The following is a 19,138-nucleotide window of genomic DNA, read 5'->3' as shown; positions in this document are numbered from 1 at the left end:
GCGTCAGCCCCGCTTCTGCTTGACGATCTGCTCCTGCTCGAGCTCGTCGTCGGCGAGCGCCTCGGCCTCGGGCTCGTGCCCGACCTTGATGCTGCCGCCCTCGGAGGTCTCGAACTGGGTCAGGAAGGAGTCGTACGCCGCCGCGAGGCCGTCCTCGTCCTCGAACTTCTGCGTCTCGCGGATGGCGGCCAGGATGCCGTCGTGCGAGCGGTGCAGGTAGTCGAGGAACTCGCGCTCGAAGCGCAGCACGTCGCCGGTGTCGACGACGTCGAGGCGACCCGAGGTGCCGAGCCACAGCGAGACGGTCATGTCGGCCAGCGGGTACGGCGAGTAGGCCGGCTGCTTGAGCAGCGCCATCAGCCGCTGGCCGCGGGCCAGCTGCTGCTTCGACGCGGCGTCGAGGTCCGAGGCGAACATCGCGAAGGCCTCCATCGCGCGGTACTGCGCGAGGTCGACCTTGAGCGAGCCGGTGACGGCCTTCATCGCCTTGGTCATCGCCGCGCCGCCGACGCGGGAGACCGAGATGCCGACGTCGATGGCCGGGCGCTGGTTGGCCGCGAACAGGTCCGACTGCAGGAAGATCTGGCCGTCGGTGATCGAGATGACGTTGGTCGGGATGAACGCCGAGACGTCGTTGGCCTTGGTCTCGATGATCGGCAGGCCGGTCATCGAGCCCGCGCCGAGCTCGTCGGACAGCTTCGCGCAGCGCTCCAGCAGGCGGGAGTGCAGGTAGAAGACGTCACCCGGGTAGGCCTCACGGCCCGGCGGGCGGCGCAGCAGCAGCGACACGGCGCGGTAGGCCTCGGCCTGCTTGGTCAGGTCGTCGAACACGATGAGGACGTGCTTGCCGTCGTACATCCAGTGCTGGCCGATGGCCGAGCCGGTGTAGGGGGCGAGGTACTTGAAGCCCGCGCTGTCGGACGCCGGAGCCGCCACGATCGTGGTGTACTCCAGGGCGCCGGCCTCCTCGAGGGCGCCACGCACGGAGGCGATGGTCGAGCCCTTCTGGCCGATGGCGACATAGATGCAGCGGACCTGCTTGGTCGGGTCGCCCGACTCCCAGTTCTGCTTCTGGTTGATGATCGTATCGATCGCGACCGTGGTCTTGCCGGTGGCGCGGTCGCCGATGATCAGCTGGCGCTGGCCGCGGCCGATCGGGGTCATCGAGTCGATGGCCTTGATGCCGGTGGCGAGCGGCTCGTGGACCGACTTGCGCATCATCACGCCGGGAGCCTGGAGCTCGAGGGCGCGACGACCCTCGGTGGCGATCTCGCCGAGGCCGTCGATCGGCTTGCCGAGCGGGTCGACCACGCGGCCGAGGTAGCCCTCGCCCACGGGGACCGAGAGGATCTCGCCGGTGCGGCGGACCGTCTGGCCCTCCTCGATCTTGTCGAAGTCACCGAGGATGACGACACCGATCTCGCGGTCCTCGAGGTTCAGCGCGAGGCCGAGCGTGCCGTCCTCGAACTCGAGGAGCTCGTTCGCCATCGCCGACGGGAGGCCCGACACGCGGGCGATGCCGTCCGCGGCGGAGGCGACGGTGCCGACCTCTTCCTTGCTCGCGGCCGCGGGCTGGAAGTCGGCGACATACTTGGCGAGGGCGTCGCGGATCTCGTCCGGACGGATGGAGAGTTCCGTCATCTCTGGTGCCTTCTCTCTTGTCTACAGCTGTGAAGTCGTGGGTGGTACGGCGATCGGCGGGGTCAGCCGGCGATCTTGCGGCGAGCGTCGTCGAGGCGGGCCAGGACGGTTCCGTCGATGACGTCGTCCCCGATCTCCACCTTCATGCCGCCGAGCACGCCGGCGTCGACGACGATGTTGAGGTGCACCGGACGGCCGTACTGGCGCGTCAGTGCGGCGGCGAGGCGCCGCTGGTCGGCCTCGGTGAGCGGGCGGGCGACGTACACCGTGGCGACGCCCTCGCCCTGCACCTGGGCCGCGGTGCGCTCGTAGTCCTCGAGCGCGGCGACGACGGTGCGGTAGGAGCCGGACAGGGCCTGCTTGACCAGCTGCACGGTCGTCGGGAGCACCTTGCCGGTGAGCAGGGTCTCGACGAGCGCGCCCTTGTCGACCGCGGAGCGGACCGGGTCGGACAGCGCGTCGCGCAGGCCGTGGTCCCCGTTGACGAGCTGACGCACGGCGAACAGCTCGTCGACCAGCGTGCCGGCCTGGAGGCCGACGGACCGGACGGCGGCGATCACGCCGAGCTGCTCGAGGGCGTCGGCGAGGTCGCGGGGGCGGGTCCAGCGCCGGGCGGCCGCGTCACGCAGCAGACCGGTCGTGGCCGCGTCGACCTTGCCGGCGAACAGGTCGCCGACCAGACCCGCACGGGCCTCGGCCGGGACCGACTGGTCGGTGACGACCCGACGCAGCGCCGCCTCGGCCCGCACGGTGCGGGCCGCGGCGAACAGGTCGCCGGCGACCGTCGAGGCCGACGCCTCGGCCACCCCACCGACCTGGTCGGTGAGGGCGGCCATGGCGTCTGCCGAGGCGCCGCGGAAGGACACCATCAGGCGTCCTTGCCCGCGTCGGCGGCCTCGGCCGTCTCGAGCTCGGCGAGGAACCGCTCGACGACGCGAGCCTGGCGCTCGTCGTCCTCCAGCGACTCACCCACGATGCGACCGGCGAGACCGGTGGCGAGAGAGCCCACCTCGGCACGGAGCGAGGTGACCGCCTGCTGGCGCTCGGCCTCGATCTGCGCCTTGCCGTGCTCGAGGATGCGGGTGGACTCGGCCTGGGCCTGCTCCCGCATCTCGGCCACGATCGCGGCACCCTGCTCGCGCGCCTCCTCGCGGATGCGCGCGGCCTCGTGACGGGCGTCGGCCAGCTGCTGCTCGAGCTCGGCCAGCTTGGCGTCCGCCTCGGCCTGCTTGGTCGCAGCCGCGGCGATGCCGCCCTCGATCGCCTGCGAGCGCTCGGCGAACGTCTTCTCGAAGTTCGGGACGACGAACTTCTTGATGGCGAAGAACAGGATCGCGAACACGACGAGGGCGAGCACGACCTCGATCCACTCGGGGACGAGGGGGTTGTGCTCCTCGGCCTCAGCGGCGGCGATGACCAAAAGTGACTTCATGGACCTGACCTAGATCTCGAGCTGACAGGAGGCGGCCGGTTCGGCTCAGGTGTTGCTGGCCTTGAGGACGAACGCGAGCGCGATGCCGATGATGGCGAGGGCCTCGGCGAGCGCGAAGCCGAGGATCGCGATCGACTGGAGGCGGCTCTGCGCCTCGGGCTGGCGGGCAACGCCGTTGATGTACGCGGCGAAGATGAGACCGATGCCGATACCCGGGCCGATGGCAGCCAGGCCGTAACCGATCATGTTGAGAGAGCCACCCATGGCTACTTTCCTTTCGGGTTGTTTTCTCTTGGTGAGAACTGTGGGGTTGTGGTCGGAGCGGAGCGTCAGTGCTCGTCGGCGAGCGCGCCCTGGATGTACATGGCGTTCAGCAGGACGAACACGTAGGCCTGCAGGAACTGGACCAGGATCTCCAGGAAGCTCACCAGGATCGCGAGCACCCAGGCCAGGGGGCCGGCGACGTAGCCGATCCCGCCGACGTGCTCGATGAGGTAGAGACCACCGGTCGCGAACAGCGCCAGCAGGATGTGGCCGGCGAACATGTTGCAGAACAGACGCAGGGCCAGCGTGACCGGGCGGACCAGGATGTTGGAGAAGAACTCCAGCGGGACCAGCAGCGGGTACATCGCGGGGCTGACGCCCGACGGCACGCTCTGCAGCTTGAGGTAGCCCAGGAAGCCGTGCTTCGCGATGCCGACGCCGTTGTAGACGACCCAGGACAGGCCGGCCAGCGCGTAGGCCATGCCGGCGCGGCTGAACGTCGGGAACTGGATGAACGGGATGGTCGCGAACAGGTTGTTGACCAGGATGAAGAAGAAGACCGTGACGAGGTACGGCACGAACTTCTGGAAGTCGTGGCTGCCGATGATGTCGCGGGCGACGCTGTTGCGGACGAAGCCGTAGGCGCCCTCGCCGGCGAACTGGAGCTTGCCGGGGACCAGCGCACGCTTGCGGGCGGCCAGGAAGAAGAAGCCGAACACGAGGATCGCGGCGAGGAACAGCTGGACCATCGGCTTGGTGACCTCGGTGCCGGCGATGCCGGGCAGGTCGAACAGGCTGGGGCCGGGGGCGTGGAAGCCCTCTCCACCCTCGGCGGCGATGGTGGCGCTGGCTGCGGTGATCACCAGGTCTCCTCTACGGTCACTGCTCGTCGGAACTGTCGGGCTTCGGGCTGTCGGGTGGAGCCGGTGCTTCGGGTGCTGCAAGAGGCATCGTGCGGAACCGCCTGGCTGTCATGAAGATCCCCAGCGCGGCACCCGCGAGAATGCCCACCGCAACGAGGAACGTGGTGCCCAGCCAGCGGTCTGCGAGCCACCCGAGGAAGCCGTAGAACGCGACCCCGGCCACGACGTAGCCGAACGCATGCCACGGGTCGCCCTGGGGCTTCTCCTCGGGCTGACTCATTGCGCCCCGGACAATAGCAGCAGCTCCGGGTCATCGCGCACCGCCCTCGACCGGGGCACCGGGACGCGGCTCGAAGGCCGGGATCCGGGCCGTCGTGGCGACCACGATCTGCACCGTCATCCACACGAGGGCGCCGAGGATGATGGCGATGCCGACCCAGGTGCTGTCGAGCTCGTCGTCCAGGAGGCCGGACTCGTTGAGCGCGACGAACACCAGCGCCATGGCCACCACCTGGAAGGTGTAGGTGAGCATCGCGAAGAGCAGCGAGGCGGTCGGCATCAGCCGCGAGACGAGCTCGACGGCGAAGGAACCGAAGGCGAAGACGCCCACGGCGATCACTCCCCCGACGGCGGCGCCGAGCGCTGCGGACGAGCCGGCGACGAGAGCGGCGACCGCGATGAGGAGCACCGCGGCCGCGGCGGCCACCAGGGCCGCACGCAACACCATGCGGTGTGTCCGGGTCTCGGTCGTCAGCATCGGCGGCCGTTCTGCTCGGGTGCGTCCTGGGCGGTCTCGGAGATTGCTCTCCGGGAGTTCGTGAAAGTTATCACAAAGTCCCGGAAGGCTCCGAATCGGGGGTCGGATCGAGCTCCTTGGCGGCCTCCGCCGGGTCGTGCACGTGGGGCAGCGCGAAGGTGAGGACGAGGGTCACGACCAGGCTCACGCCCAGTGCGGCCCACACCGCGGGGCCGGTGAAGACGCTGGCCAGGACCACGCCGAAGGCGATCAGCCCGGCCCACAGCCACATGATGATCACCGCGCGGCGGTGGGAGTGGCCGATCTCGAGCAGGCGGTGGTGGAGGTGCTGCTTGTCGGGGGCGAACGGCGAGCGCCCGGCCCGCGTGCGTCGTACGACGGCCAGCACCAGGTCGCCCAGCGGCACGATCAGGATCAGGATCGGCAGCGCGAACGGCAGCAGCACCGGCAGCAGGCTCGACCGGGTGCCGTCGGCGCCCTGGGCGAGGTCGCCGGGCGCGAACTGGGTGGTGATCGTGATCGCGGTGGCCGAGAGGACCAGGCCGATCAACATCGACCCGCTGTCGCCCATGAACAGCCGGGCCGGGTGGAAGTTGTGGACCAGGAAGCCGACGCACGCGCCGGCCAGCGCGGCCGACAGCAACGCCCCGGTGGTCGCCCGGCTGACGTCGTTGAGGACCGAGAGGGCGTAGCAGAACAGGAAGAAGGCCGACGCGCTGATGCCGATGACGCCGGCGGCCAGGCCGTCGAGTCCGTCGATGAAGTTGACCGCGTTGACCGTGGCCAGGACGACGAAGGCGGTGAGCAGTGCCCCCTGGGCCAGGTCGAGGGAGAAGACCTCGCCGGTGGCCTGGTAGAAGTACTTGAACTGGATGCCGGCATAGACCAGCACCCCCACCGCCAGCACCTGGCCACCGAACTTGGTGAGCGCGTCGAGGTCGAAGATGTCGTCGACCACGCCGACCGCGCAGACCAGGGTGCCGGCCACCAGCACCGAGAGCGCGTCGTCCGAGAACGGGTTGCGGGTGCTCAGGAACGGCAGCTGCTGGGCGACGAGGTACGCCGCCCACAGGCCGCCGAGCATCGCCAGTCCCCCGAGGTACGGGATCGGCTCGGCGTGGACGTCGCGGTCGCGCACCTTCGCGACCGCACCCGTGCGCAGCGCGATCTCCCGGGCGACGACCGTCAGCAGGTAGGTGACGATCGCGGCGACGAGGAAGACGACGAGGTACTCACGCATCGGTGGGCGCGGCCTCCTGAGCGTCCGGCTGGTCGTCGGGCTCGACCTGGACGGTGACGCCGAGGTCGGCGAGGGCGGCGTCGAGGTCGGCGACGGGGATCGCGCCCAGGCGCAACAGGCGAGGCCGCTCGCCGGTGGCGTCGACGATGGTGGATGCCACGCCGCCGGGCGAGGCGCCCGCGTCGACGACGACCGCGACCGACTCCCCCAGCATCGCGATCGCGCCGTCGGCGTCGAGGGCCGCCGGGCTGCCGGAGAGGTTGGCCGAGCTCACCGCGAGCGGACCGGTGCGGTCGAGCAGCTCGCGGGCGACGGCGTGGTCGGGCATCCGGATCGCGACCGTGCCGCGGGTCTCCCCCAGGTCCCACTGCAGCGACGGCTGCTGGTGGCACACGAGGGTCAGGGCACCGGGCCAGAACCGCTCGACCAGCGGGGCGACGTACGACGGCACCCGGGTCGCGAGCGCCTCGAGGGTGCCCTTCGTGCCGACCAGGACCGGCGGCGGCATCTCGCGGCCCCGCCCCTTGGCGGCCAGCAGCCGCGCGACGGCGTCGGGGTCGAAGGCGTCGGCGCCGACGCCGTAGACGGTGTCGGTGGGGAGCACGACCAGGCGGCCCAGCCGGACGGCGCGACTCGCCGCGTCCAGCGCCGCCTCGCGCTCCTCGTCGGTCTCGGTCGGGAACCGCTCGGCACTCACGCGCTCCATCCTTCCACTGCGTCGTGGTCGTGGCGTGGGCGGCGTGCCGTGGTGAACCGCGGCCGGCCGGCGAGGTCGCGGTGGTCGCGGACCTCCTCCCAGCGCGCGCCCCTGCTGAACACGGCCGGCGCGGACTCGCCCTGGACGTCGGCGTGCTCCACGCCGACGACCCCGCCGGGCTTGAGCAGCACCAGGCCGCGGGTGGCGATGACGCGGATCGCGTCGAGCCCGTCGTCACCGGAGAACAGCGCGAGGTGCGGGTCGTGGTCGCGGGCCTCGACGGCCACCGACTCCCACGCCTCCAGCGGCACGTAGGGCGGGTTGCTGACCAGGACGTCGACCCGGCCGGCGAGGTCGTCGAAGGCGGTGGCGAGGTCGCCGATGCGCAGCTCGACGCCGGTGCCGGCGAGGTTGCGCTCGGCCCAGGCGTGGGCGGGCGGGTCCAGCTCGACGGCGTGCACCCGCGCCGACGGAACCTCATCAGCGATGCTCTTCGCGATCACCCCGGAGCCGGTGCACAGGTCGACGACGACCGGCTGCACCCCGGTCGCCGCGATGGCGGCGGCGTGCTCGATCGCCCAGCCGGCGAGCAGCTCGGTCTCGGGTCGCGGGACGAACACGCCCGGCCCGACCGCGACCTCGACGTGCCGGAACCAGGCCGCTCCGAGGAGGTGCTGCAGTGGCTCCCGGGCGGCGCGGCGGGCCAGCAGGTCGTCGTACCGCTGGGCGTGGGCGGAGCTGGGCTCGGGGGCGAGGAGGAGCTGACCGCGGGTGGTGCCGAGGACGTGGGCGAGCAGCTCGCCGGCGTCGTGCTCGGGGCTCGCGACCCCGGCTGCCCGGAGCCGGTCGGCGGCGTCGCGGAGCAGCTCCCTGGTCGTGCCCATCAGTCCTCGAGGGCGGCCAGGCGGGCGGCCATGTCGGCCTCGACGCAGGAGTCGAGGACGGGCTGGAGGTCGCCGTCGAGCACCTGGTCGAGGTTGTAGGCCTTGTAGCCGGTGCGGTGGTCGGAGATCCGGTTCTCCGGGAAGTTGTAGGTGCGGATCCGCTCCGACCGGTCGACGGTGCGGACCTGGCTGCGGCGGGCGTCGCTGGCCTCGGCGTCGGCGGCCTCCTGCGCGGCCTGGAGCAGCCGGGCCCGCAGGATGCGCATCGCCTGCTCCTTGTTCTGCAGCTGCGACTTCTCGTTCTGGCAGCTGACCACGATGCCGGTCGGGAGGTGGGTGATCCGCACCGCCGAGTCGGTCGTGTTGACGCTCTGGCCACCGGGGCCCGAGGAGCGGAAGACGTCGATGCGCAGGTCGTTCTCGTTGACCTCGACGTCGACCTGCTCGGCCTCCGGCATCACGAGCACGCCGGCGGCGCTGGTGTGGATCCGGCCCTGCGACTCGGTGACGGGTACCCGCTGCACCCGGTGCACCCCGCCCTCGAACTTGAGCAGGGCGTACGGCGTCTGTCCGGGCTCGGCGCTCCCGGTGCTCTTGACCGCCACGGTGACGGACTTGTAGCCGCCCAGGTCGGACTCGGTCGCGTCGAGGACCTCGGTCTTCCAGCCGCGGCGCTCGGCGTACCTCGCGTACATGCGAAGCAGGTCGCCGGCGAACAGCGCGCTCTCCTCGCCGCCCTCCCCCGACTTCACCTCGAGCAGCACGTCCTTGTCGTCGGCGGGATCGCGGGGAACCAGGAGCCGGCGCAGCCGCTCGGCCGCGTCCTCGCGCTGGACGAGGAGGGTCTCGACCTCCTCGGCGAACGCGGGGTCGTCGGCGGCCAGCTCACGCGCGGCGTCCGCGTCGTCGCCGTACCGCTGCCACTCGCGCCAGGCCGCGATCACCGCGTTGAGCTCGGCGTAGCGCCGGTTGAGGGTGCGGGCCAGCCGGGCGTCGGCGTGGGTCTCGGGCAGCGCCAGCCTCGACTCGAGCTCGGCGTGCTCGGCGAGCATGCCCTCGACGGCTTCGAACACCTGGTCTCCTCGGCTGCATGAATCCCCGGCCGGCCGGGGATTCATGCACTTGTTGGGGGTTGCAACGCCTGACAAGTGCATGAGAACCCCGACAAGTGCCGGGGAACGACAAGCGCCGGCCATCCGCACGGGGCGGACGACCGGCGCTCGGAGACGGCTACTTCTTGCCGACGTTGGCGTAGCGGGCCTCGAAGCGGGCCACGCGGCCGCCGGTGTCGAGGATCTTCTGCTTGCCGGTGTAGAACGGGTGGCACTGCGAGCACACGTCGGCGTGGATCGTGCCGGACGTCGCGGTGCTGCGGGTGGTGAACGAGGCGCCACAGGTGCAGGTCACCTGGGTCACGACGTACTCGGGGTGGATGTCCTTCTTCATGGTGTCCTCTCACGGGGGTCCGGGTCGCAGCACGGGTTGTGGAGCGTGAACCGGAGCCAACAGTCGATTCTACGGGCGACGTCCCCGCCACCCAAATGCCGGGCGGCCGTGCCCGGCCCCAGGTCAGTCGCGCTGGACGCGGAGCAGGAACTCGTAGTTGGTACGCGAGTTCCGCAGCCGCTGCAGGAGGGCGGCGTGCGACTCGGCGCGGTCGCCGTCGGCCAGCTCGCGGCGCAGCTTCCAGACGATCTCGAGCTCCTCCTTGCCGAGCAGGAGCTCCTCGCGCCGGGTTCCCGAGGCGACCACGTCGATCGCCGGGAACAACCGCTTCTCGGCGAAGTCGCTGCGCAGGCGCAGCTCGAGGTTCTCGGTGCCGCGCAGCTCCTCGAAGATCACCTCGTCGACGCGGGAGCCGGAGTCGACGACCACGGTGGCGAGGATGGTCAGCGAGCCGCCGTTCTCGATGTTGCGGGCCGCGCCGAAGAACCGCTTCGGCGGGAACAGCGCCGAGGAGTCTACGCCGCCGGACAGGATCCGGCCGCTGGCGGGGGCCGCCAGGTTGTACGCGCGGCCCAGCCGGGTCAGCCCGTCGAGCAGGATGACGACGTCGTGGCCCAGCTCGACCAGGCGCTTGGCCCGCTCGACGGCCAGCTCGGCGACCGTGGTGTGGTCGATCGCCGGGCGGTCGAAGGTGCTCGCGATGACCTCGCCCTTGATCGAGCGCTCGAAGTCGGTGACCTCCTCGGGACGCTCGTCGACGAGGACGACCATGAGGTGGCACTCGGGGTTGTTGGCCGTGATCGCGTTGGCGATCGACTGCAGCAGCGTGGTCTTGCCGGCCCGGGCGGGCGAGACGATCAGGCCGCGCTGGCCCTTGCCGACCGGCGCCGCCATGTCGATGAGCCGGCCGGTCAGGTCGTCCTGGCCGGTCTCGAGGCGCAGCCGCTCGGTCGGCGAGACCGGGGTGAGCTGGGTGTACTCGACCCGGTTCTTCGCCTGCTCGGGGTCGACGCCGTTGACCGACTCGATGCGGACCATCGGGTTGAACTTCTCGCGGCGCTCGCCGTCGCGCGGCTGGCGGACCTGGCCGGCGATCGCGTCACCACGGCGCAGGCCGTACTTGCGGACCATCGAGAGCGACAGGTAGACGTCGTCGGGGCCGGCGAGGTAGCCACCGGTGCGCACGAACGCGTAGTTGTCGAGGACGTCGAGGATGCCGGCGGCCGGGACCAGGACGTCGTCCTCGCGCACCTCGGTGTCGGGCTCGCGACCGGCACGGTTCGTGCGGTCGCGGTCACGACCCCGGCGGCGCCGGTTGCGGCGGCTGCCGCCCTCGCCGTCACCGTCGTCGTCGGCGTCGTCGTGGTCACCACCGGGGGCGGCGGCCGCGGGACGGGCCTGGTCCTGCTGCTGGTTCTGGCCCTGCTTGTTCTGCTGGGGCTGGTCCTGCTTGTTCTGCTGGCCGCCCTGCTTCTGTTGGTTCTGGCCGCCCTGCTGGTTCTGCTTCTGCTGGCGCTGGCCCTGCTGCTGCTTCTGCTGCTGGGCCTTGGGCTCCTGCTGCTCGGCCTTGGGCCGCTCGGCCTTGGGCTGCTCGGCCTTGGACTGCTCGGCCTTGGGCTGCTCAACCTTCGGCTGCTGGCCCTTCGGCTGCTCGGCCTTGGGCTCCGTCCGCGGCTCGGTCTTCTCCGCCCGCGGCGCCTCCGCCTTCGGGGCGTCGGTCCTGGGCGCCTCGGCCTTGGGCGCCTCGGCCTTCGGCGCCTCCGACTTGGGGGCCGACTCGGGCTTCTCGGCCGGCGCGCTGCGCTGCGTGGCCGCTCCGGCCTGGGTGGCCTTGATCGCCTCGACGAGGGCGGCCTTCTTCATCGAGCCGGCGCCGCGGATGCCCATGCCGCTCGCCATCGCCTTGAGGTCGGCGAGGAGCATGGCGTTGAGCCCACCCGTGCGCTTCTTCGGGGCCGCGGTGGCGGCAGGCGCGGTGGAGTCGGGAGTTTCGGTCACGTGAGTCCTTCCCACGTATCTCGTGGGTTCCGCGATCCAACGACGGCGGAACACGCACTGGTCTGGTTCTACGAAGGAACGTCCGGCCGTTGGCCAGTCGATCCTGGAAGAGGGGCGGATCGAGCCCGCCGGGGCGCCGAGAACTGCGGCGCTGCGTCAATGTACCACCACGGTGGCGGAGATCACCGGGCTCCGGGCTCGTCCGGCGCGGCGCCGGTGCCGGCCACGGCCAGTGCGTGCCCGCCCCACCCCTGCGGGCAACGGGCGAGGAGCTCCTCGGTGGCAATCGAGCCGGGACCGTCGGTGAAGGCCAACACGGTCGGGCCGGCCCCGGAGATGACGGCCGGGATGCCGTCGGCACGCAGCGCCTCGACGAGGGCGAGGCTCTCGGGCATCGCGGGGCGTCGGTACTCCTGGTGCAGCCGGTCCTCGGTCGCCCGCAGCAGCTCCTCGGGGTGTCCCGACAGGGCGGCGACGAGGAGGGCGGCACGACCGGCGTTGGCCGCCGCGTCGGCATGGGGTACGGCGGCCGGCAGCAGCCCACGCGCGGCCTCGGTCTCGACCGGGGTGGTCGGCACGAACACGACCGCGCCCACCCGAGGGTCGACGCTGCCGGGGACAGCCCAGAAGGAGCCGTCGGCGTCCTGGCCGGAGATCACGAAGCCGCCCAGCAACGCCGGGGCGACGTTGTCGGGGTGGCCCTCGAGCCGGGCGGCGAGGTCGAGCAGCGCGGCGTCGTCGAGCAGCAGCCGTCCGCCGGCGACCAGCTCGCGGGCCAGCCACACGCCGGCGACGATCGCGGCCGACGACGAGCCGAGCCCGCGGGCGTGCGGGATGACGTTGGTGCAGGACAGCCGCAGACCGGTGGGCTGCGTGCCGAGGCGGTCGAAGGTCGCGCGCATCGCCCGGACCACGAGGTGCCTCTCGTCGAGCGGGACCTGGCCCTCGCCGTACCCCCTCACCTCGACGACGAGCCCGCCGGGCAGCACCTCGGCCTCGAGGCGGTCGTGCAGGTCGAGGGCGAGGCCGAGGGTGTCGAAGCCGGGGCCGAGGTTGGCCGACGTCGCGGGCACCCGGACCCGGACCGGGCCCTCCACGAAGGTCATCGGTGCCAGAGGCCCGCGGCCGCTGCGGCGGCGTCGACGTCCGCGTCGACCACGACGTCGGGCAGCACCAGGCCGTCGAGGGCGGTGGCGATGTCCTTGAGGCCGTGGCCGGTGACGGTGATCGCGACGGTGGTTCCGGTGTAGGACTCCCCCGCCTCGAGCTCGGCGAGCAGGCCGGCGATGCCGGCGGCCGAGGCGGGCTCGACGAAGACGCCGTCGTTGGCGGCGAGCGCCTTCTGCGCGGCGAGGATCTGCCCGTCGGAGACGGCGGCGAACCGGCCGCCGGACTCGTCGCGGGCCGCCTCGGCGAGCTTCCAGGACGCGGGGTTGCCGATCCGGATCGCGGTCGCGCGGGTCTCGGGGTCGGGGAACGGCTCGCCGGTCACCAGCGGGGCCGCGCCCTCGGCCTGGAAGCCACGCATGACGGGCTTCTTGGTGGCACGGCCGAGGCCGGCGTACTGCGTGTAGCCGAGCCAGTACGCCGAGATGTTGCCGGCGTTGCCGACCGGCAGCAGGTGGTAGTCGGGGGCGTCGCCGAGGAAGTCGACGATCTCGAACGCCGCCGTCTTCTGGCCCTCGAGGCGGGCCGGGTTGACCGAGTTGACCAGGGCGACGGGGTACTTCCACGCCATCTCGCGGGCCATCCGCAGGCAGTCGTCGAAGTTGCCGCGCACCTGGATGACCTGCGAGCCGTGAAGCACGGCCTGCGCCATCTTGCCGGCGGCGATCTTGCCCTCGGGCACCAGCACGATCGGCGTGACACGGGCCTTGGCGGCGTACGCGGCCATCGACGCGGACGTGTTGCCGGTCGACGCGCACACGACGGCCTTGGCGCCCTCGTGGACGGCGACCGACAGGGCCGTGGTCATGCCGCGGTCCTTGAACGAGCCGGTCGGGTTGTTGCCCTCGACCTTGAGCCAGACCTGGGCACCGGTCAAACCGGAGAGCCACTCGGAGTGGACCAGCGGGGTGCCGCCCTCACGCAGCGTCACCGCCGGGGTGTCCTGGGGGATGTCGAGAAGCTCGCGGTACTCCTCGATGACGCCGCGCCACTGCCCGCTTGCCCGGTCGGTAGGCCTCGTGCTCATGCTCACTCTTCGGTTCCCTCGACGCGCATCACCGAGGTGACCTCGCGCACGATGTCCATGTCACGCAGGTGGTCGACGGTCGCGGCGAGCGCCGCGTCCGTGGCCTCGTGCGAGACGACGACGAGCTGGGCGTCGTCGCCCCGCCCCTCCTGACGAACGGTCTGGATCGACACCCCGTGCTCGGCGAACGCCAGGGCGACCGCCGCCAGCACGCCCGCCTTGTCGTCGACGTCGATGGCGACGTGGTAGCGCGTGCGGGTCTCCCCCATCGGCAGCACCGCCCGGTCGGCGTACGCCGACTCACCGACGCCGCGAGTGCCCTGGCGGTGGTTGCGCGCGACCGTGACGAGGTCGCCGAGGACGGCGCTCGCGGTCGGGGAGCCACCGGCGCCGGGGCCGTAGAACATCAGCTGGCCGGCGGCCTCGGACTCGACGAAGACCGCGTTGTAGGCCTCGCGGACACTGGCCAGCGGGTGCGACCTCGGGATCATCGCCGGGTGCACGCGGACGCTGACCGCCTCCTCGCCGTTCTCGTCGGCGAGCAGCTCGGCGATCGCGAGCAGCTTGACGACGCTGTCCATGTCGCGCGCCGAGCGGACGTCGCCGGCGCTGACGTCGGTGATGCCCTCGCGGTGCACGTCGTTGGCGGTAACCCGCGAGTGGAACGCCAGGCTCGCGAGGATCGCGGCCTTCGCCGCGGCGTCGAAGCCCTCGACGTCGGCGGTCGGGTCCGCCTCGGCGTACCCGAGAGCCTGGGCCTCCTCCAGCGCGTCGCCGAAGCCCGCACCCGAGGTGTCCATCTTGTCGAGGATGAAGTTGGTGGTGCCGTTGACGATGCCGAGCACCCTGGTCACCTTGTCGCCGGCGAGCGACTCGCGCAGCGGCCGCAGGATCGGGATGGCACCGGCGACGGCGGCCTCGTAGTAGAGGTCGCGCCCGGCCTTCTCGGCGGCCTCGAAGAGCGTCGCCCCGTCCTCGGCCAACAGCGCCTTGTTGGCGGTGACGACCGACGCGCCGTGCTCGAGCGCCGACAGGATCAGGGACCGCGCCGGCTCGATGCCGCCGATCACCTCGACCACCACGTCGACGTCGTCGCGGGCGACCAGCGCCGCGGCGTCCGTCGTGAGCAGCCCGGCCGGCACCTCGACCTCGCGCGGGCTGTCGAGGCGACGTACGGCGACGCCGACCAGCTCCACGGGGGCCCCGACCCGGGCCGCAAGGTCGTCGGCCTGCTCGCCGAGGAGCCGCACCACCTGCGACCCCACGGAACCGCAGCCGAGCACGGCAACCTTGAGAGGACTGTTCACCCGCTGATCGTATCGGCGACAGTCGACCCTCCCGTCAGGGACGGCAGAACGCGGACACCTTGCGGTGCTCCGGCCCGGGTCGGGACTCCGGTCGGGACTCGGTTCAGGGCACCGTGACGACGACCTTGCCCGTCACCCGCCCGGTCTCCAGCCGCTCCTGTGCGGCGACGACCTGGTCGAGCGGGAAGGCTCCGTCGACGAGGACGGTGAGCCGGTCGGCGTCGGCCAGGGCGGCGACCTCGGCGAGGGCGGCTCCGTCGGCCGTGACCATGATCCGCTCGAGCCCCGTCGCCCCGGCCGCACGCAGTGCCTCGACCGCGCCGTCGGGGAACGCCGTGATCGTGACGACCGCGGTGCCCTGCCGGACCGCGCCCAGCGGCGGGACGCCGTCACTCACCGTCGAGAGGACGACGTCGACGGGTTCGACGGCGGCAAGCGCCTCGGCATCGCGGTAGTCGACCAGCTCGTCGGCGCCGAGGCCGGCCAGGACCGCGTGCTTGGCGGGGCTGGCCGTGGCGATCACGTGTGCCCCGCGGGCCTTCGCGACCTGGATGGCGAGGTGGCCCACGCCGCCGGCGCCTCCGAGGACCAGCACCCGCCGGCCGGTCGCGTCGCCGACGAGACCGGCCGCCTCGAAGGCGTGCCACGCGGTGAGGACGGCCAGCGGAGCAGCGCCCTGCTGCTCGACCTTCCAGGACGTGGGTGCCTTCGCGAGGTCCGCCGCGGGTACGACGGCCAGCTCGGCGAGCGTGTGTGCCGCGTGCGGGAAGCGGGCCAGGCCGAACACGGCGTCGCCGACCTCCAACGACGTCACCGCAGCACCGACGGCCGCCACCTCACCGGCGACGTCCCAGCCGGGGAGCGGCGAGTACTCGATCGGCCCGAAGTCGCTGCCCGCCGCGCGGATCTTGACGTCGACCGGGTTCAGCCCGACGGCCCCGACCCGGACGAGCACCTCGTCGTCCGCGGGGACCGGATCGGCGACCTCCACCAGCTCGATGACGTCGGCTGCGGCGCCGGCCGCGGTGTAGCGCACTGCACGCATGACTGCTCCTTCTCGTTCGTGTGTCCTGCGGAGCCTCCAGCCTCCCGGCCGCCGCCCGCGCTCACCAGTGGCCAGATAGACGACATGTGTCATGATCTGGCCATGACCTCGACACGTCCGCACCGCATCGGCGTCGTCGCCCTTCCGGGCGTCTACGCCTACGAGCTCGGCATCGCCTCGCGGTTCTTCGGCGCCGCCGAGGTCGACGGCCGGCCCGCCTACGAGGTCGTCACGTGCAGCCTGGACGGTCGGCCGGTGGCGACGTCCGCCGACTTCTCGGTCGCGGTGGGCGCGGACCGCTCGGTTCTGGACGAGGTCGACACGATCGTCGTACCCCCGTGGGACACGGCCCTCGACGGCACCGACCCGATCGGCCTCACCGACCATGCCGCGCGGCGCGTCGTGTCGTACTGCACCGGCGCCTTCACGGTCGCCGCGTCCGGCCTGCTGGACGGCCGGGCCGCGACGACCCACTGGCGCAAGGCCCAGCAGTTCCGCATCGCCTTCCCGCAGGTCGACTTCCGGCCGGACGCTCTCTTCGTCGACGAGGGCGACGTCCTGACCGCGGCCGGCGCGTCGGCCGCGATCGACCTGACATTGCACATCATCGCCAAGGACCTCGGCGCCGCCGTGGCCGGCGACGTGTCGCGGGCGACCCTCGCCCCCCCGCACCGCGGCGGGGGGCAGTCACAGTTCGTGGCCCGTCCGGTCGTGGCAGGGGGCCCGGGCACCACCGCCGACGTCCGCGCCTGGCTGCTGGACCGCCTCGACCGTCCGGTCAGCCTCGACGAGGTCGCCGCGGCGTTCGGGCTGAGCGTGCGGACGCTGACGAGGAAGTTCCGTGACGAGACCGGCCTCACCCTGGGCAACTGGCTGGTCCAGGCCCGGGTCGAGCGCGCCAAGGAGCTGCTGGAGACCAGCGACGCCGTCGTGGACGTGGTGGCGGAGCGGGCCGGCTTCGCCACCGCCGCGGCGTTGCGCAAGCACTTCCGCGACCGGGTCGGCCTCTCGCCGCAGCAGTACCGCGCCCGCTTCTCGCTGCGCGCGTCCTAGCCGCCGGCCCGGCCGAGCCGGGTCGCCGGGACCAGCGCGAGCGCCCCGGTGACAGCGGCGGCGAGCACCAGCCCGGTGGCCGCGGCGACCGGCGCCGTCACCGCGAACCCGGCGAAGACCACGCCGCCGAGGGCGAGCCCGGCGCTGTTGGCGAGGTAGTCGTTGAGCTGCAGCGCCGAGGAGGTGCGACCCTCCTCGCCTGCCCGCGCGGTGGCGAGGGCGAGCACGGAGAGGGTCGAGAAGGCCATGCCGATGCCGAGGCCGGCGGCGGCCCACCCGAGGACGGGTACGACGAGCGGCACCCCGGGCGCGGCGACCAGCGCGAACACTCCGATCCCGCCGCCGAGCAGCACCGCGCCGAGCCGGACCCGGGTGGGCTGGTCGGCGAGCAGCCGCCAGCGGGCGGCGAGGACGGCACCGGCGGACCAGGTGACGGCACCGGTGGTGAGCACCCAGCCGGCCTGGGCCAGGGAGAGGTCGCGCTGCAGGGTGAGCAGCAGCGGGACGTAGACCTCGGCTGCGGCGAAGGCGGTGCCGATCGCGGCGCGCGAGCCCAGGACGGCCGGCAGTCCGGGACCCATCCGCCAGGTGCCGGGCGGCAGCAGCCGGCGGGCGCCGGCTGCGATGGCGGCCAGGCCGGCGACCACGAGGACGGGCCAGGCGGGGAGGGTGCGCTGGCCGGCCAGGCTGACGAGCAGCACCCCACCGGCGGCGAGCAGCGCCACCGGGAGCCGGCCGGGCTCGGAGCGGTCGACGCCGGGTCGTGACGGCGCGTCGGCGACCAGCAGCCAGGCAGCGACCGCGACGACCGGGACACCGAGGAACACCCAACGCCAGCCGAGGACCGCGGCCACCTGCGCCGCGAGTACCGGTCCGACCAGCGCGGGGAGCACCCAGGCCGTGGTCAGTACGGCGAACACGCGCGGTCGCAGGTCCTCCGGGTAGGCCTGCGCGATGACAACGTAGAGCGCGACGCCGAGCACGCCGCCGCCGTACCCGTGGACGAGGCGGCCCAGCAGGAACACAGGCATCGAGGGCGCGAGACCGGCGATCACGACGCCGGCACAGAAGATGAGGAGTCCCCGGCGCAGCGCCGGACCGGGGCCGCGGCGGTCGACCTCCGCGCCGGCAGCCGCGAGGGCGACGACGGACGCGGCGAGGGGGGCCGCGAAGGCGACGGCGTACCAGCGCAGGCCGTCGAGGTCGTCGGCCACGTCGGGCATCACCGTGGCGACGGCGAGCGCCTCGAAGGCGAACAGGAAGGCCAACGAGAAGACGCCGACCGTGGTCCGGCCGTGCCTGCCTCGCCACGGCGAGGTCGCCGTGGGCTCGACGAGCGCGGTCACCGCGGCGACCGCTCGACCACGAGGACGACCTTGCCTGCGGTCGCGCCCGCCTCGAGCGCGCGGTGGGCGCCGGCCGCGTCGGCGAGCGGGAAGGCGGAACCGACGTAAGGCACTCGGGAGCCGTCGGCGGCCGCGTCGAGGGCCAGTCGCTCGAACTCGGCCAGTCGGCTCATGATCGGCGGGCCGAGGACGTCGACGACGGGCCGGGCCGGGTCGTCGTACGCGTTCTGGATGCCGGAGGCCCAGCCGTAGCGGACCAGACGGCCACCAGGAGCGAGCCGGTCGTAGAGCGCCTGCCCGACCACACCACCCACGCCGTCGAGGACCAGGGTGAGCGGGCCCGGGACGCTGTCGGCCCAGCCGGGGGTACGCCGGTCCAGGGCCGGGTCGGCGCCGTGCCTGGCGGCGACGGCGACCTTGTCGGGCCCGCCCGCGACGCCGATCGCGGTCGCACCGAGGTTGCGCGCGCCCTGCAGCAGCAGGGTGCCGAGGCCGCCGGCCGCGGACGTGACGGCGACGACGTCGGCGGCGGCGAGGCGGGAGAGCTCGAGGATCGCGGCGGCCGTGCGGCCGGTGCCGATGGCGGCGACCGCGGTGGCGGCGTCGAGGTGGTCCGGCAGGGCGTGGGCCCGGGCCGCGTCGACGACCGCCTGGTCGGCGTACCCGCCACCGGCGAAGCCCAGGTGCGCCACCACGCGACGGCCCAGCCAGGCGGGATCGACGCCCTCGCCGACCCGGTCGACGGTTCCGGCGACCTCGCGTCCCGGGACCACCGGCAGGTCCGGCGCCTGGCTCGGGCCGAAGGACTCGCCGGCCCGGATCGAGGTGTCGAGCAGGTGGACGCCGGCGACCTCGACCGCGATCCGGAGCTGGCCGGGGGCGGGGTCGAGGTCGGGCAGCTGCTCGAGACGGAGGAGGTCGGCGGGCCCGAAGGCGTGGTGTCGGATCGCGTGCATGACGGCATTCGACAA

20 protein-coding genes are annotated in these 19,138 nt (G+C 72.6%); 1 reads left to right on the top strand and 19 read right to left on the bottom strand.

Features of this window, described 5'->3' with window-relative positions; translation table 11 throughout:
* Nucleotides 1-3: 3 nt before the first annotated feature.
* From atpA to FBY23_RS11230, 17 genes are all read right to left on the bottom strand, one after another.
* Complete coding sequence (gene atpA / locus FBY23_RS11310; RefSeq protein WP_141798234.1) at nucleotides 4-1,641, bottom strand: F0F1 ATP synthase subunit alpha; 1,638 nt, start codon at nucleotides 1,639-1,641, stop codon at nucleotides 4-6.
* Nucleotides 1,642-1,703: 62 nt separating this feature from the next.
* Nucleotides 1,704-2,510 (bottom strand): F0F1 ATP synthase subunit delta, encoded by an 807-nt coding sequence (locus FBY23_RS11305; protein ID WP_260805908.1) that lies wholly within the window; start codon nucleotides 2,508-2,510, stop codon nucleotides 1,704-1,706.
* Complete coding sequence (locus tag FBY23_RS11300) at nucleotides 2,510-3,073, bottom strand: F0F1 ATP synthase subunit B (protein WP_141798233.1); 564 nt, start codon at nucleotides 3,071-3,073, stop codon at nucleotides 2,510-2,512. The genes FBY23_RS11305 and FBY23_RS11300 overlap by 1 nt, the downstream gene beginning before the upstream one ends.
* 45 nt (nucleotides 3,074-3,118) lie before the next feature.
* A complete protein-coding gene (gene atpE / locus FBY23_RS11295) occupies nucleotides 3,119-3,337 on the bottom strand; it encodes an ATP synthase F0 subunit C (RefSeq protein WP_036542107.1) in 219 nt (72 codons plus the stop codon).
* A gap of 65 nt (nucleotides 3,338-3,402) precedes the next feature.
* Nucleotides 3,403-4,200 (bottom strand): F0F1 ATP synthase subunit A, encoded by a 798-nt coding sequence (atpB, locus tag FBY23_RS11290; RefSeq protein WP_260805907.1) that lies wholly within the window; start codon nucleotides 4,198-4,200, stop codon nucleotides 3,403-3,405.
* A gap of 16 nt (nucleotides 4,201-4,216) precedes the next feature.
* Nucleotides 4,217-4,480 carry an AtpZ/AtpI family protein gene (locus FBY23_RS11285; protein WP_141798232.1) on the bottom strand — a complete coding sequence of 88 codons (264 nt, stop codon included), beginning with the start codon at nucleotides 4,478-4,480 and terminating at the stop codon, nucleotides 4,217-4,219.
* 30 nt (nucleotides 4,481-4,510) lie between these two features.
* On the bottom strand, nucleotides 4,511-4,957 hold the full coding sequence (locus tag FBY23_RS11280) for a hypothetical protein (RefSeq protein WP_141798231.1): 447 nt from the start codon (nucleotides 4,955-4,957) through the stop codon (nucleotides 4,511-4,513).
* A 70-nt stretch (nucleotides 4,958-5,027) separates the two neighbouring features.
* Nucleotides 5,028-6,197, bottom strand: coding sequence for a glycosyltransferase family 4 protein (locus FBY23_RS11275; protein WP_141798230.1), 1,170 nt, complete (start codon nucleotides 6,195-6,197; stop codon nucleotides 5,028-5,030).
* Nucleotides 6,190-6,894, bottom strand: coding sequence for an L-threonylcarbamoyladenylate synthase (locus tag FBY23_RS11270; protein WP_260805906.1), 705 nt, complete (start codon nucleotides 6,892-6,894; stop codon nucleotides 6,190-6,192). The genes FBY23_RS11275 and FBY23_RS11270 overlap by 8 nt, the downstream gene beginning before the upstream one ends.
* Nucleotides 6,891-7,778 carry a peptide chain release factor N(5)-glutamine methyltransferase gene (gene prmC / locus FBY23_RS11265; protein ID WP_141798228.1) on the bottom strand — a complete coding sequence of 296 codons (888 nt, stop codon included), beginning with the start codon at nucleotides 7,776-7,778 and terminating at the stop codon, nucleotides 6,891-6,893. The genes FBY23_RS11270 and prmC overlap by 4 nt, the downstream gene beginning before the upstream one ends.
* Entirely contained in the window at nucleotides 7,778-8,851 is a 1,074-nt protein-coding gene (gene prfA, locus FBY23_RS11260) for a peptide chain release factor 1 (protein WP_141798227.1), read from the bottom strand. Before prfA ends, prmC begins: the two co-directional genes overlap by 1 nt.
* A gap of 157 nt (nucleotides 8,852-9,008) precedes the next feature.
* Entirely contained in the window at nucleotides 9,009-9,224 is a 216-nt protein-coding gene (gene rpmE / locus FBY23_RS11255) for a 50S ribosomal protein L31 (RefSeq protein WP_141798226.1), read from the bottom strand.
* 123 nt (nucleotides 9,225-9,347) lie between these two features.
* Nucleotides 9,348-11,222 (bottom strand): transcription termination factor Rho, encoded by a 1,875-nt coding sequence (rho, locus tag FBY23_RS11250; RefSeq protein WP_186348226.1) that lies wholly within the window; start codon nucleotides 11,220-11,222, stop codon nucleotides 9,348-9,350.
* Nucleotides 11,223-11,404: 182 nt separating this feature from the next.
* Nucleotides 11,405-12,328, bottom strand: a complete 924-nt coding sequence (gene thrB, locus FBY23_RS11245) for a homoserine kinase (RefSeq protein WP_141798225.1) — start codon at nucleotides 12,326-12,328, stop codon at nucleotides 11,405-11,407.
* On the bottom strand, nucleotides 12,325-13,416 hold the full coding sequence (gene thrC / locus FBY23_RS11240; RefSeq protein ID WP_141798224.1) for a threonine synthase: 1,092 nt from the start codon (nucleotides 13,414-13,416) through the stop codon (nucleotides 12,325-12,327). The genes thrB and thrC overlap by 4 nt, the downstream gene beginning before the upstream one ends.
* 2 nt (nucleotides 13,417-13,418) lie before the next feature.
* Nucleotides 13,419-14,723, bottom strand: a complete 1,305-nt coding sequence (locus tag FBY23_RS11235; RefSeq protein WP_141798223.1) for a homoserine dehydrogenase — start codon at nucleotides 14,721-14,723, stop codon at nucleotides 13,419-13,421.
* Nucleotides 14,724-14,826: 103 nt separating this feature from the next.
* Entirely contained in the window at nucleotides 14,827-15,768 is a 942-nt protein-coding gene (locus FBY23_RS11230) for an NADP-dependent oxidoreductase (protein WP_160158221.1), read from the bottom strand.
* A 102-nt stretch (nucleotides 15,769-15,870) separates the two neighbouring features.
* Between FBY23_RS11230 and FBY23_RS11225 the strand changes: the two genes are divergently transcribed.
* The gene (locus FBY23_RS11225; protein WP_141798221.1) at nucleotides 15,871-16,821 is read left to right on the top strand and encodes a GlxA family transcriptional regulator; all 951 of its coding nucleotides are present in this window, start codon (nucleotides 15,871-15,873) and stop codon (nucleotides 16,819-16,821) included.
* Here FBY23_RS11225 and FBY23_RS11220 read toward each other — a convergent pair.
* Together FBY23_RS11220 and FBY23_RS11215 are read right to left on the bottom strand one after the other, a co-directional pair.
* Nucleotides 16,818-18,167, bottom strand: coding sequence for an MFS transporter (locus tag FBY23_RS11220; protein ID WP_141798220.1), 1,350 nt, complete (start codon nucleotides 18,165-18,167; stop codon nucleotides 16,818-16,820). The genes FBY23_RS11225 and FBY23_RS11220 overlap by 4 nt on opposite strands.
* Nucleotides 18,164-19,123 (bottom strand): alcohol dehydrogenase catalytic domain-containing protein, encoded by a 960-nt coding sequence (locus FBY23_RS11215; RefSeq protein WP_141798219.1) that lies wholly within the window; start codon nucleotides 19,121-19,123, stop codon nucleotides 18,164-18,166. Before FBY23_RS11215 ends, FBY23_RS11220 begins: the two co-directional genes overlap by 4 nt.
* Nucleotides 19,124-19,138 lie beyond the last annotated feature (15 nt).

The sequence above is a fragment of the Nocardioides sp. SLBN-35 genome, assembly GCF_006715725.1.
In the GTDB taxonomy this organism is placed as follows: domain Bacteria; phylum Actinomycetota; class Actinomycetes; order Propionibacteriales; family Nocardioidaceae; genus Nocardioides.
The sequence above is the reverse complement of the archived record's forward strand: the minus strand, read 5'-3'. Positions and strand labels throughout refer to the sequence as shown.